11 protein-coding genes are annotated in these 12,900 nt (G+C 37.6%); 3 read left to right on the top strand and 8 right to left on the bottom strand.

Annotated elements, in window-relative coordinates:
* Positions 1–87: 87 nt before the first annotated feature.
* The 4 genes from ACDZ28_RS27935 to ACDZ28_RS27950 form a co-directional block, all read right to left on the bottom strand.
* Positions 88–1,542, bottom strand: coding sequence for an ABC transporter substrate-binding protein (locus ACDZ28_RS27935; protein WP_042129109.1), 1,455 nt, complete (start codon positions 1,540–1,542; stop codon positions 88–90).
* Positions 1,543–1,599: 57 nt separating this feature from the next.
* Positions 1,600–2,505, bottom strand: a complete 906-nt coding sequence (gene murQ, locus ACDZ28_RS27940) for an N-acetylmuramic acid 6-phosphate etherase (RefSeq protein ID WP_375103343.1) — start codon at positions 2,503–2,505, stop codon at positions 1,600–1,602.
* A 575-nt stretch (positions 2,506–3,080) separates the two neighbouring features.
* Complete coding sequence (locus ACDZ28_RS27945) at positions 3,081–3,944, bottom strand: MurR/RpiR family transcriptional regulator (protein WP_042129113.1); 864 nt, start codon at positions 3,942–3,944, stop codon at positions 3,081–3,083.
* Between the two features lie 511 nt (positions 3,945–4,455).
* Entirely contained in the window at positions 4,456–4,731 is a 276-nt protein-coding gene (locus ACDZ28_RS27950; RefSeq protein WP_081954129.1) for an MMPL family transporter, read from the bottom strand.
* A 223-nt stretch (positions 4,732–4,954) separates the two neighbouring features.
* On the opposite strand from ACDZ28_RS27950, the gene ACDZ28_RS27955 reads away from it, so the two are divergent.
* Both ACDZ28_RS27955 and ACDZ28_RS27960 read left to right on the top strand, forming a co-directional pair.
* Positions 4,955–5,656, top strand: a complete 702-nt coding sequence (locus tag ACDZ28_RS27955; RefSeq protein WP_375103344.1) for a response regulator transcription factor — start codon at positions 4,955–4,957, stop codon at positions 5,654–5,656.
* A gap of 45 nt (positions 5,657–5,701) precedes the next feature.
* Positions 5,702–7,054, top strand: a complete 1,353-nt coding sequence (locus ACDZ28_RS27960; RefSeq protein WP_375103345.1) for a sensor histidine kinase — start codon at positions 5,702–5,704, stop codon at positions 7,052–7,054.
* 81 nt (positions 7,055–7,135) lie between these two features.
* Here ACDZ28_RS27960 and ACDZ28_RS27965 read toward each other — a convergent pair whose 3' ends face one another.
* From ACDZ28_RS27965 to ACDZ28_RS27980, 4 genes are all read right to left on the bottom strand, one after another.
* Positions 7,136–7,489 carry a YxeA family protein gene (locus tag ACDZ28_RS27965; protein ID WP_375103346.1) on the bottom strand — a complete coding sequence of 118 codons (354 nt, stop codon included), beginning with the start codon at positions 7,487–7,489 and terminating at the stop codon, positions 7,136–7,138.
* A gap of 5 nt (positions 7,490–7,494) precedes the next feature.
* Positions 7,495–9,414, bottom strand: coding sequence for an FtsX-like permease family protein (locus tag ACDZ28_RS27970; protein WP_375103347.1), 1,920 nt, complete (start codon positions 9,412–9,414; stop codon positions 7,495–7,497).
* Complete coding sequence (locus ACDZ28_RS27975) at positions 9,401–10,168, bottom strand: ABC transporter ATP-binding protein (RefSeq protein ID WP_375103348.1); 768 nt, start codon at positions 10,166–10,168, stop codon at positions 9,401–9,403. Before ACDZ28_RS27975 ends, ACDZ28_RS27970 begins: the two co-directional genes overlap by 14 nt.
* Positions 10,169–10,417: 249 nt before the next feature.
* Positions 10,418–11,566, bottom strand: a complete 1,149-nt coding sequence (locus tag ACDZ28_RS27980) for a VanZ family protein (protein WP_375103349.1) — start codon at positions 11,564–11,566, stop codon at positions 10,418–10,420.
* Positions 11,567–11,750: 184 nt separating this feature from the next.
* Between ACDZ28_RS27980 and ACDZ28_RS27985 the strand changes: the two genes are divergently transcribed.
* Positions 11,751–12,797 carry a DUF418 domain-containing protein gene (locus ACDZ28_RS27985; RefSeq protein WP_375103350.1) on the top strand — a complete coding sequence of 349 codons (1,047 nt, stop codon included), beginning with the start codon at positions 11,751–11,753 and terminating at the stop codon, positions 12,795–12,797.
* Positions 12,798–12,900 lie beyond the last annotated feature (103 nt).

Genomic DNA, 12,900 nt, shown 5'->3' on the forward strand with positions numbered 1-12,900 from the left:
CTAAAAACAGTACAAGCTCTAGCTAATTTAGAAGGAAAGCTGTACGTTCTAGCTACGCACAGCTTTCACATGTCAGCCTACGACAGACTAGTCAACTACAATACCATCTTTACCGAAAGATTTAATTGCAGCTGCTTTAACTGCATCATACATTTCTTGTGGAGCAATCTCATTTGCAAGTAAGGCTTGTAGTTTAGGAATAATAACTTCTGTTTCAATTTTTAATGCTTCAGCAGCCAGATCAGTAGGAATATCTGTACGAGCCGGAAGCGCTTTTGCCATCATAGCTTTACCTGCAGCAACGTTATCTTCGTTACGAGGGAATTTTTCAAGTACTTCTGCATTACGTGCAGATTCAGTAATTGGTGATAAGAACAGCTCATTACTGTAGTTAGCAGCAATTGAACCAGAAGACAAGAAATTCGTTGCTAGGGCAATATTTTTGATGTGCTCTTCAGATGGAGCTTTTTTACCACGAAGTGCGATATAACCATCAACGATTGAAGTAGGGACATAATCGGCACCGTTGAATGTTGGGACTGGAAGTGAAATATAATCAACTTCAATAGAATCTGCAACAGCTGAACCATCGTTCGCTTTAATCTTCTCATTGTTTAGACGAGCAGAGTTTTCAAATGCAGATAATCCTTTACCTGTGATCATCGTTTGACCCGTTAGGAACATGTTCCACCGTTTACCAGCATCGATAGAGCTTAGCTCTTTAGGCATAGAACCATCGTTGATCATTTCGCGAATAGATGTAAGTAGCCCCAAGAAGTTTTTGCTTGTATACGTATATTTAAGATCTTTATCGAAGTAATCTGGTAAACCTGCAGTTTTAGCAAGAATAGCCAGATAGTCTTTAGATGCTACACCAGATGTTGCGAACACGAAACCATAACGAGTAGTTTCACCTTTATCATTTTTCACTACACCTTTAGAAATTGCATTACGAAACTCTTCATAAGTCCAACCGTTTTGTTGAACGCTTTTCCAATCAATTCCGGCTTCTTCAAGGAATTGTTTGTTACCACCGATAGTGTGGATTTCCATATATGCTGGTAGACCGTATTGAGCGTCACCTAGTTGGAAATATTTCAATGGAACTTCGTCATAATCTGCCTTGGCTTCATCAGAAAGGGCACCGTTAAGGTCGATTAATACATTAAGTGCTGCATATTTCGAAATTCCTGAAGCACCGATAAAAGCAATATCTGGAGGAGAACCTGCATTTACTTGAGTATCAAGTTTTTGCGTCATATCTTCCCAGCTCGCTGGCTCGATTTTCAAAGTCAAGTTAGGATGTAGTGTATTAAATTCTTTTTCCATATCAGCAAAACGTGTTTGATAGTTCGCTGATATCGGAGGTAAAAGTGCTGTAATCGTATCCTTTTTAGGCTCAGAACCACCGTTACTAGTTCCTGTGTTACCGGAATCTGTAGAAGCTGGAGCGTTATTTCCGTTTCCTCCGCAAGCCGATAATAGTGATACCATCATGATTCCTGACAAAAACAGAGTTAATCCACGTGATCTTTTTTTCATCGAAAACAGCCTCCTCAATTATTAATAGCATCCATCCTGTTATTCCACTTTTCACACCTAAACCAATGATGCGATTGCCTGTTTCAAGCGTCCTCCGTTTGTGTTAAGTACTTGATCTGCTTCTTTTGCATCTAACCCCGATTTAATCATCATAATTGCCAGCTTACAGTTCATAGATGCTTTTTCAAGTGTTTCTGCGGCGGTTGATGTATCTACACCAGTCGTGTTCATGATGATACGAATCGAGCGATCTACGAGCTTAAAATTACTAGCCTTCAGATCAACCATCAAGTTGTTGTACGTTTTTCCTAACTTGACCATTGTGCATGTTGTCAGCATATTAAGCACCAACTTCTGAGCAGTTCCCGCCTTTAATCGAGTCGAACCGCTAATGACCTCAGGTCCTACAACAGGTGTTATACAAACATCTACAATGGGTTCGAACTTTGAGCCTCTGTTGTTACAAACACCGATAGTGGCTACTCCAAGTTCCTTTGCTTTCGCTAAAGCTGCAATAACGTAGTTTGCACTACCGCTTGCCGAAATCCCAATAAGTACATCTTTGTTTGTTACACCAATGCTTTCGATTAATGCGATCCCTTCATCCATATCGTCTTCACAGCCTTCAACCGCAGTACGCAAAGCAATATCACCACCAGCAATATAGCCCTGCACCAAGGAAGGATCTGTACCAAAGGTAGGAGGACATTCGGAAGCATCCAGAACACCTAATCTTCCTGATGAGCCAGCTCCTATGTAAAACATTCTTCCACCATTAGACAACCTATGATGTAGAATATCTACCGCCTTTGCAATCTGCGGAATCTCCTCAGCTATAGCTCTGGGGACCAGTGCATCTTGTTGATTCATTAACTGGATCATTTCTTCCGTAGTACATTCATCAATCATTAATGTGTCTGGATTCACAGCCTCTGTTGTCAATCCCGCAAGGTAGTCATTCATAGCCATCCTCCTTCTTCCTAGCCTTAATCTGTCATGAAATTAACAAAACGCGTTAGATTAACTTACAATTATTATGTTCTTATACTAATACAACACCATCGCTTCGTCAATAGATTTTGAAATATAATTTCATAAAGAAATTATATTCTGATGTTTTATTTCATTCCTTACACACTATGTTATACCACATTTATAAAGCGCTTACAAGATACAATTTAAATTTTTACAAATTGCTTTGATCGCTATGGCTCTAAGGTTAAAGCGATTTAAAAAAAATGTATTATTTGCTGATTATCGCTCCAAACGAAACATAAAGTTACATCATCCGTGTTCAACCGGATGATGTTTCATCTTCAATTCCATTCATTTTCTTCCTCATAATTGTGTGCCAAGCTATTAATTATTGAATTAAACTACTTATTATATTCATTAGATCAACGTATTCATCATGTAGATAATCTGACATGGATTGATAAGTAGTACATTTTAGTACACGAATAAGTGAATGAAATACAAAAAAAAAGAAAGCATTGATCCATGATCAATGCTTTCCTCCACATTCATTCTATCAGAACCTAATTTCTAAGTTTTTTCTTTAATATATTATGCGTTTTTGTTAAGTAGGTTTTTACTTCTTCATATTCTGCACTTGCCACACCAGCAAATAATATGTCGATGATCGTAAGCATCGCAATACGCGAGCCCATAGCCCCACTGCGGATTGTTATTTCAGGTGTGGATATGCTCAGTACAATATCCGCCCGCTCCGCAAGCTCACTTTTATTGTACTTCGTAATCGCAATACATTTCGCTCTATTCTTTTGGGCAATTTCCAGTGCATCAATAATATCACTAGTTGCTCCAGAGTTAGAAATGAAAATGGCAACATCATCTTTCTCAAGTAAAGTTGCTGCCGTGAGCTGACTATGACCATCTGTATAGGCATGACACATCTTATTAATTCGCGAAAACTTCTGTTCCCCGTCCATACAAACGAGTCCCGAAGCACCTATTCCAAAGAAAACAATTCGCTTACTATGACATAGTAATTCTACAGCTCTTGTAATTTCTTTTCGATCAATAACACTAAGCGTATCCTCAATGGACTTGCAATTATTCAATGAAATATTTGATATAATTGTCGAGAGATCATCACCTGGCTGAATATCTGTATATTGAGCCTTTGAATCCTCATCACGAGAACCCAAAGATGCCGATATACTCACAATAAAATTGCGGTATCCGCTGTAACCCATCGTCTTACAGAAACGAAGGACAGATGCATCGCTTGTCTTACTTGATTGAGCCAATTCCTTAATCGACAAATGAGGGATCTCTTCCGTATTTTCTAAAATGTAATCTCCGACCAATCGTTCAACTGGTGTAAAACTCTCTCGCATATCACGAATTTTAATTAATACGTTGTCATTTAGACTCATAATCTACCTACTCTAGATTTAATTAACACCTTTAATATTATCATAAACAATATAAACAACCTATTTCAATAACAAAATACGTTTCCGCATACCTAAAGCTAATATTAATTAATCTATTAAAATCATCCTACTCTTAGGTCATCTGGTGACTTTACGTTGATTATAGCGTAATAAAGTTGTAAGGTATAGTCGATAATTACATACTTTCTGATATGGTGAAACAAGGGACCACAAAGGTCCCCGAAGATTCTTTCTATTGTTCAAAGCATACGTAATACACATGTATTTTTAAATTTTACTGCCGTCTAAATATGACTCGATTTGTCAACTACATTCTTTGATGTAGCACCATAAAGGCAGTAGACAATACTACACCAACCATATAACGCGATGCCACTCCATTCTTGATCCAACATCCCCTTCAAGCTCGTTATACCGCATCATCGGGAATATGCTGTAATCAACGCCTAGGGCTGCAACCATAATGAAGCTGAAAATGGAACGATCCAACTCAAGATTTCACTGATTCCAAAAGAAGTAAGTACACTAGCACCAAGAAAGCAATAATGAACAGAGAACTGGACACAGAGCGCGTAATGACTATTAGCACAATTATGATTCCGACCAGCATAATCACGGCTGTACGTACAAAGTCATCCTGTGAAATATTCTGCAAATCAACATTGGTTGCTGTTGTTCCTGTTAAGTCTGCTTGCACCCCTGGCAAATCGCTGCCATTTAACGTAAGCTCTACTTGCTTGTCCTTGTTTAGATTCATACTTATCATTTATTTCCAATAAATTCACATGGATACCAAAATAGGATCTCCCTACCGTCAGAAGTGATATTACTGGAATAACCGGAGAGCGGAATATAATCATTCACCGAATATTGCTTTGCTATGTTCGTCTAAGTAATACCCATCTTCATGCAAGCCTTTATTTTGCTTTTTTGCGAAAGAATTAAAGTACTTTATAATGTAGATAATGTTGTGTGATGGAGGGAAACAAATGGCAAGTCATAAATGGGTATTAATCATAGACGATGAAGATGATTTAGCGCGTCTAATGAAGGCAGTTTTACATAAAGAAGGTATTCCGGACGTTGTAACTGCCGGGACAGTTGCAGAGGGATGGGACAAGTTTCAGGAGTATAATCCTGAACTGATCTTGCTAGATATTATGCTGCCAGATGGAGAAGGCTATGACTTATGCAGAAAAATTCGGGAAACATCAAATGCTCCGATCTTATTTATGTCTGCAAAGGACGAGGAAATTAACAAGCTTTTAGGGCTGGCGATAGGTGGCGATGATTATATTACTAAACCATTCAGTCCAAAAGAAGTCGCTTATCGGGTAAAGGCACAACTAAGAAGAGCTGGCTTTACAGAGGAAAAAAAGGCTCCGAAAAGCTTGCAGGTTGGCCCTTTTGAGCTTAGTGCCAATGAGACAGAATTAAAAAAGGATGGCGAACTCCTTGTGCTTACCGCCAAAGAAGTCGGTTTAATGAGCTGTTTCATGCATCATCCGAATCAGATCATAAGTAAAGAGACCTTGTTTGAACAGGTATGGGGTGAAGATTTTTTTGGTTCCGATAATACAGTGATGGTACATATTCGGCGCTTACGCGAAAAAATTGAGGTAGACCCTTCAAAGCCTGACTTTATATTAACGGTTAAAGGGTTAGGTTATAAATTACATACCAAGGGGTGAGACAAGTTGAAATGGAAATTAACACTCCGATTTTTAAGATCGGTTATGACTATTGTTGTAATCGTTGGTATCGTAAACGCTATTTTGTTCCTTTCCCTCTTCTTTATACAGCTAAAGAATAATAATTTCGGTACTGAAGAAGCGTCTGCAGAAACCTTTAGCCGGACCTTTTCACAATATGTAGAACTACAATCTGGCAAACCTGTTGTAAACGAAGAAGGCCTCAAAAAACTACAAGAAATGAGCGCCTGGGTACAATTTCTGAATGAACATGGGGAGCAAGTATCAGCATTTAATACCCCTGAAGAGTTGCAAACAGAGTATTCCCCGATTGAGATTGTACAAATGTATAAATATAAAGAATTAGATGCTAGCACGACAATTTTTGTCAGCACAGCTCAAAATTTCAGCTACTTTTTAGGGATTCAAAATCCTAAAATAGGCCGCTACGTATTGACCTATGATTACGCTAAAATTTTCAAAGATGTTAATGTTTTTCTTTCCATTTTTTTAATCGTGGATGTGCTTATTGTAATTATCATTGGATTTCTATTTGGGAAAAAGTTAACTGCACCCCTTCATACCTTAATAGATGGTATTCAACAACTCAGGGAACGACGGTTTAAGAAAATGCCTGCTCCCAAAGGCGTTTATGAAGATGTTTTTCGTAATATGAATGAACTATCTGAAAAGCTTGATCGGCACGAAGAGGAACGTAAACACCTAGATCAAATGCGTGAGGAATGGATTAGCAATGTTTCGCATGACATGAAAACACCACTGGCTTCTATTCAAGGTTATGCAGAATTTATAAATGACAGTGCCACAGATTTAACAGCCCAAGAATTACAGGAATACACAGCAATTATCAAGAGTAAATCGATGTATATGAAAGATTTGTTAGATGACCTCAATTTAACGACGCGTTTGCGTAATCACCAGCTATCCCTGCAATTTGAAGAGGTGAATCTCGTTCAGTTTCTACGAGAAATAACAATTGAACTTTTAAATGACCCAACCTTTGGTGAAAGGCAGATCGAATTTGAGGCAGATGAGGTTAAAGCCGTACATAAAGTGGATAAAAAATTACTAAAACGTGCAATCCTTAACTTTATTTACAATGCGCTGGTGCACAACGATGAAAATGTCGTGGTGAAGATTCGAGTGGAGACCATTAATCCGCATACCCAAATTACAATTTCTGATAATGGCCAGGGTATTCCAGCTAAAGATCTGGAACAGGTTTTCGAACGCTACTATCGGGGTACAAACACAACAAGCAAGCATGGAACTGGGTTAGGAATGGCCATCGCAAGAGACATTATTTGGGCTCATGAGGGGAAACTCGATTTGACAAGCGTTGAAAATACCGGAACCACCATTACTATTCTTTTATAATATAATTACCTTACTTACTCATTAGACAGAGAAAAGGGCTGTGCTCCATTTACTTTTTTGAGACAGCCCTTCTTCAATTTATTAGTTTTTTATTGCTTTTAGCGGAATATCCTCTAATTTCACTTCATCATATGAGGAGACTTGATCGCCTTTTTTTACATACATTTTCAAGTAGGCGCCTTTACGAAGGTTTTTCTGTGTATTAAATTCCAATGGAATGGTATTACCTTTGGCATTTGTAGCCTCTAGTGTATAAGAATAAGAGGTCATGACTGAACCATCGCTCAGTTTATATTCATGGGGTTCCCCATCCTCTGTGATTTGTAAGTAGTAATTTTCGGCATTGAAGCGATTGAAATCAATCTTCGCTATAGCAAAGACCCCTACAACTCCAATAACAAACAAAATACCAATAGTAATTAGAAATTTTTTCATCTCAATCATCCTTCTGTTCTATTATTTAGTGTAATAATACGATTGTAAGAAGCTACGGTTAAGAAATAATACAACCCGTAAATTACGGTATAAGCAATCATCCAGAGCAACACAGGTTTTGCTAAATCTATCATCATTAGACTAGAAAATGCTTTTAAAGCCACTACACTATGCAACAACCCTACTATAAGCGGTACAACAAAGATAACGAATACCTGTGACGCAATGGATTTTCGCATTTCTTTTGCACTGACACCCATTTTATGCAGCATATTGTACTGTGATTTATCCTCTTCTGCCTCTGTTAAAACCTTAAAATAAATGATACTGCCTGTAGCAGCCAGAAATACTAGACCAAGGAAACTTCCGATAAACAGTAGAGAACCCACACCTTCCAAACTTGTTTGGTAATCTTGTGGACCACTTGAAAATATCGCTTCTTCAGGTAATTGGTTTGCAATTTTTTTAGATAAATCCACAGACGCATCATCTACCCCAAGAACACGATAGTGCAGCACTTCCCCATCATTATGCAACACTTTATACTGGTCCTCCGAGACTACCACGGTTATACCTGCTGTGCCTGCATTCAATACGCTTTGCGTTTTAAAGCTTTGGAATGTGAGAGGATGGCCGATGCCTGTTGTTATCGTTTTCCCTGTATATATTGGTGAGAACCTTTTGTCATATCCGATATCTAAAATAACCGCGTAGCCGTCCTTTACATCTAATTTTTCTTTATGCTGTACACTTGCTAATTGGTTGTATGTTTTTTCATCGATAACTGTATATTCTCTTTTATCAGTGCTATCGAACGTTGATGGCGAGTTTAACTCTTTCGTATGAAATGTAATGGATAGTGCTTCAATATTTTTATCGTATTTTGTATCTGGTAACACAGCACTCACTTGTTTATCCATTTCTGCATCTGTTGATTGATACATAAAGGTATTCGGATTAATTGTTTTCGCCGAGTCAGTCGTATTGTAATAAAGGCCATACACCGCTCCACCGGCAGTTACTGTCGTAGCACTTAACACAGCAATCACAGTTAATGTACGTGCATTTCCACGGATACGATAAAGCAATTGCGAAATGGTAATTACATGAAGGCCTTTCCACAGCCACTTTTCATTCTTCTTAATCATTGCTAACACAAAGCCAGTCACACTATGGAACAATAAAAATGTACCCATAATAACCGTTGTTAAAATAATTAATACAGTCATGAGAAATCCGATTTTTTCCCATATCTTAGAAGTGAAAAGGTCCTGCATCGCGAGCCAAAAGCCCAAGACAATGAGCAACACTCCAAGAACAGCTACTATCATAGATGGTTTAGGTGCCACTTCTCCCTTTTTGGAAGCATGAAATAAATCAATCAGCTTAAATTGATAGATCAAGCGATAGCCCTGAAACGATGTCACTAAGAAAATAACTAGAAATACGATAGCCGTGTTCATCGCTGCCGCCGCTGAAAATGTAAAGGGTGCTACAACGTCATAACCCATTAAATGAATCAGAATCGTCATAAATCCTTTAGAACATAGGAACCCAAGTACAATCCCAACTACTAAAGAGAATAATCCTAATAAGAGATTTTCAAAAAAGAGCATAAAACCTATTTGTCGATTACGTACCCCTAGCAACGCATACAGTGCGACTTCTTTTTTACGTTTTTTCATAAAAAACGAATTGGAATAAGCTATAAATATGAATACGAAAAAGATAAGAATGACTGCCGCTCCACTCATTAGTGAACCAAGTTTTTGGGATGAAGCTGTCTGTTCTGCTATCGTATCGCTATATTTTAAGGTCACAAATGTAAAGTAAATGATGATACTAAACACCATCGATGCAATGTATAAGAAATATTGAGAGAAGTTTCGTGCTATATTTTTTCTTGCTAGACTAAATAACGTCATCAACCTCACCCCCAATGGCCGCATGAACATCTAAGATCTCTTGGAAGAAGGCTTTGCGTGTCTGATCACGACGATAGATTTCTGTTGAGAATGAACCATCCTTGATGAAAATAATCCGGCGGCAGAAGCTTGCGGCAAAGGCATCATGGGTCACCATCATAATGGTCGAATTATTATTTTCATTTAAAGAACTTAAGCTTTCCAATAAATCTGTTGCTGATTTGGAGTCAAGGGCACCAGTTGGTTCATCAGCCAATATCAGCGCAGGCTCTGTCACAAGCGCTCTAGCCGCAGCGGTTCTTTGCTTTTGACCACCAGAGATTTGGTACGGATATTTGGTCAGTAAATCTTCAATACCAAATACTTTGGAGATCTGAGTCACGAGGTGATTGATTTTCTTCGCTGGAATTTTAGCAATCGCCAGAGGAAGCAATATGTTCTCCTTTACAGTTAAGGAATCGAGTAAATTGTAATCTTGGAAGATGAAACCGAGATTTTCACGTCGGAAGTCTGACAAAGCTGCTTCCTTCATATCATGAATACTCTTGTTCTTCATATAAATTTTCCCTTCAGTTGGAGAATCAATGGTTGCTAACAAATTTAGCAAGGTTGATTTTCCAGCGCCGGAAGGTCCCATAATCCCTACAAACTCACCTGCTTGAATGTCAAAAGACACGTTTTCTAACGCTGTGTAAGCAGCGCTTAACTTCCCGTACACTTTTTTTATGTTTTCTACTTTTAATAATGCTTCCATACATTTCACCTCATAATTTGCTGATACTTTTACTATAGGCTGCGAACCTTACAGCAAATTCATGCCAACCTTACAACAAGCTTAAATCTACCAAGAAGAAACGAGTTGTCTTCCTTTAAAGAAGACAATGTTTCTCGAAGAAATATAAGGATAATTTATAACATGGAACATATAAATTCTTATATTTAAAAAAGGGATACCCTGTAGCCATTTAAGACTACGGAGTATCCCTTTGCTATTGAAAAGAATTTATTCTCTTCTGGTTGTATACAAATCAGAAGCTTCATCAAAGTAAAAGCGGCGTTTTTGTTTGCCAAACACGACTAAGATCACATGGATGAACAACACGATCGTTAAAATGATAGAGGTCAATCCAGCACCTAGTGTTAAGAATATAGATGCCTTATAAAATGGTGAGTCCATTGATAGCTCCACGTTATTCAAGGTTTTCGCAATGACCGTTATGAAGTACATCGCGTAAATCGCACCAAAACGTTTAAATAATCGCTTGTTAGTTTCCCCTCGACTTATATTACTGTCATAGCGATAACGCATTATTTTCGTACCGATTGTCGATCCGTTCCAAATCCATGGAATAATAAAGAAGGTTACAAAAAGCGTAATTGTACTCGCAATAAATTCACTAACCATATTAACGTTGGTCATACTCAACACAATTTTAACTACCATGTTGCTGATCAATAGATCAATAATAACTGCCAACAACACAGACATCCCTCTTACTTCATCAAGAGCTAATAATCTTTCTGCTTTCTCATTAATTTTCTTTTTTGATGGGAATAACGCTAATACAGCTGGAGCAATAAAGAAGCCCAGCACCCCGCCGGCAGTATTCAACAATAAATCATCCACATCAAAAATGCGATAAGGGCAATTATAAATCCCATAAATGCCGGTTACCTGTGTTACCTCATAAAATAATGTTAATAAGAACGTGATTGCTAGCGCTTTTTTCCAGTATTTCTTCTCTTGAAAAAAATATCGCAAATAAACACCAAAAGGTAATAATAGCAAGAAATTAAAAAATGCTTGATAGAATGAAGGTTGGCTAAATAACAGTCTATAAGTTGAAGGCTGTGATAACACGATACCACTATTCCCAAAGGTGCTCACAATAAATTGAAATGGCATAAGTGAATAATGCTGTGTACCCGGTTTTTGAAGAGAACAAGTGTTGCGTACCTCTGGCAACGGTAACAATACTAAAAATAACGCTGCTAGAAAGTAAAAGATAAACGAAGATGAAATTAAAGTAGTAGAAAATGGCAGGTAATTGTATTTTCTATACGTATAAATGAGCCATGGAATAAATAAAGCAAATGCTAAAAGAACAAAAAAGATTGCAGCCACAAAGATTGGCTGAGTATATGCTGACATTTCTAGTTCACACCCCAAAATGATTTAGTATTTATATTAACCATATAACGGATTCTAATTCAACTGGAAATGGAACATTTTATCATATTTAAGGATTCTGTAATGTTGGCATCAAATTAATGTAAGGTTCGCAACTTATACTGACTCCTAGATAATTAAATTTTTATTCAAAGGAGAACCATACATGAATCCCTCCATTTCACAAAAAGAAAGAATTATTTCACTCGATATCATTCGCGGATTTGCTCTTTTTGGCATACTGCTTATAAATGTCGGGGCCTTTAAAGTTATTATTGAAGGAGATCCCTTACCAGACTATAGCGGCATTAATGGAATCATCAATAGTTTGATAATCATCTTCGTACAGAAAAAGTTCTTTTCTATTTTTTCATTCCTGTTTGGAGTAGGTCTATTCATCTTTGCCTCAAGAGCCGAAAGCCGGGGAGATAAACCAAGATGGCGTACGGCTAGACGATTACTAACCCTCTTACTGCTGGGAATCGTGCATGTGTTTATCTTTTGGGGAACCATTCTACCCGTATATGCCGTCATCGGATTGTTTCTGATCCCTTTTTATCACACAACGGTTTCTACACTTAATAAGTGGCTTATTGGTATGACATCCATTTACATCATTTCCTTGACGGTAAAAATATTTTCACCATCGCTAGGGACAATCTCATCTATCCTTGATATTTTTTCTAATGACGCTATGCTAATCTTTATTATGTTTTTAGCTGGTTTTTTAACTGCAAAGTCAGGTTGGCTGACACATATACAGGAATTATCAAAACCAATTAGATGGATTCAAATGGCATCATTTCTTTTGTTCGTTGGTTTCTCATTATGGATTTGGAACACTTCTCAAAGCGGGAGCAGCAATGTAGATTCAGTTACGGGCTTAGGATCACTTCCAACCACTTTGTTTTACTTAACAATATTATTTCTACTATTAGAAAACAAACAAATGGTGAAATTCCTGACGCCTATATCCCGGGTGGGTCAAATGGCATTTACAAATTATGTAGCTCAAAGCATTATTGGGACGGCAATCATTTCGATTATAGGTCTCGAAGTCGTTTCACCAAAAGATATTCTCTACATCGCAGTTCTGATTTATATGATTCAAATCATTTTTAGCACCATCTGGTTCAAGTTCTTTTCCATGGGACCTTTAGAAAAGGTCTGGCGATTGATGACCTATGGAACAAAGCATGGAGCAAAAAGATAAAAACAAAGCTTCATAGGGTTGGAGAATTGCTTAAGTCTTATACCTCTGAGTATAAAAAGCAAAAAAAAGAGTCTGAGTGATACGGATATCTCCCTTATCACTT

The sequence above is a fragment of the Paenibacillus sp. RS8 genome (assembly GCF_041956825.1).
Taxonomy (GTDB): Bacteria; Bacillota; Bacilli; order Paenibacillales; family Paenibacillaceae; genus Paenibacillus_AQ.

What these genes read in the sequence shown, in the direction of transcription:
- ACDZ28_RS27945 (WP_042129113.1), bottom strand. Translation starts at nt 3,944, where the DNA reads ATGAGTCTAAATGACAACGTATTAATTAAAATTCGTGATATGCGAGAG.
- ACDZ28_RS27935 (WP_042129109.1), bottom strand. Translation starts at nt 1,542, where the DNA reads ATGAAAAAAAGATCACGTGGATTAACTCTGTTTTTGTCAGGAATCATG.
- ACDZ28_RS27975 (WP_375103348.1), bottom strand. Translation starts at nt 10,168, where the DNA reads ATGGAAGCATTATTAAAAGTAGAAAACATAAAAAAAGTGTACGGGAAG.
- murQ (WP_375103343.1), bottom strand. Translation starts at nt 2,505, where the DNA reads ATGAATGACTACCTTGCGGGATTGACAACAGAGGCTGTGAATCCAGAC.
- ACDZ28_RS27960 (WP_375103345.1), top strand. Translation starts at nt 5,702, where the DNA reads ATGACTATTGTTGTAATCGTTGGTATCGTAAACGCTATTTTGTTCCTT.
- ACDZ28_RS27965 (WP_375103346.1), bottom strand. Translation starts at nt 7,489, where the DNA reads ATGAAAAAATTTCTAATTACTATTGGTATTTTGTTTGTTATTGGAGTT.
- ACDZ28_RS27970 (WP_375103347.1), bottom strand. Translation starts at nt 9,414, where the DNA reads ATGACGTTATTTAGTCTAGCAAGAAAAAATATAGCACGAAACTTCTCT.
- ACDZ28_RS27955 (WP_375103344.1), top strand. Translation starts at nt 4,955, where the DNA reads ATGGCAAGTCATAAATGGGTATTAATCATAGACGATGAAGATGATTTA.
- ACDZ28_RS27950 (WP_081954129.1), bottom strand. Translation starts at nt 4,731, where the DNA reads ATGATAAGTATGAATCTAAACAAGGACAAGCAAGTAGAGCTTACGTTA.
- ACDZ28_RS27985 (WP_375103350.1), top strand. Translation starts at nt 11,751, where the DNA reads ATGAATCCCTCCATTTCACAAAAAGAAAGAATTATTTCACTCGATATC.
- ACDZ28_RS27980 (WP_375103349.1), bottom strand. Translation starts at nt 11,566, where the DNA reads ATGTCAGCATATACTCAGCCAATCTTTGTGGCTGCAATCTTTTTTGTT.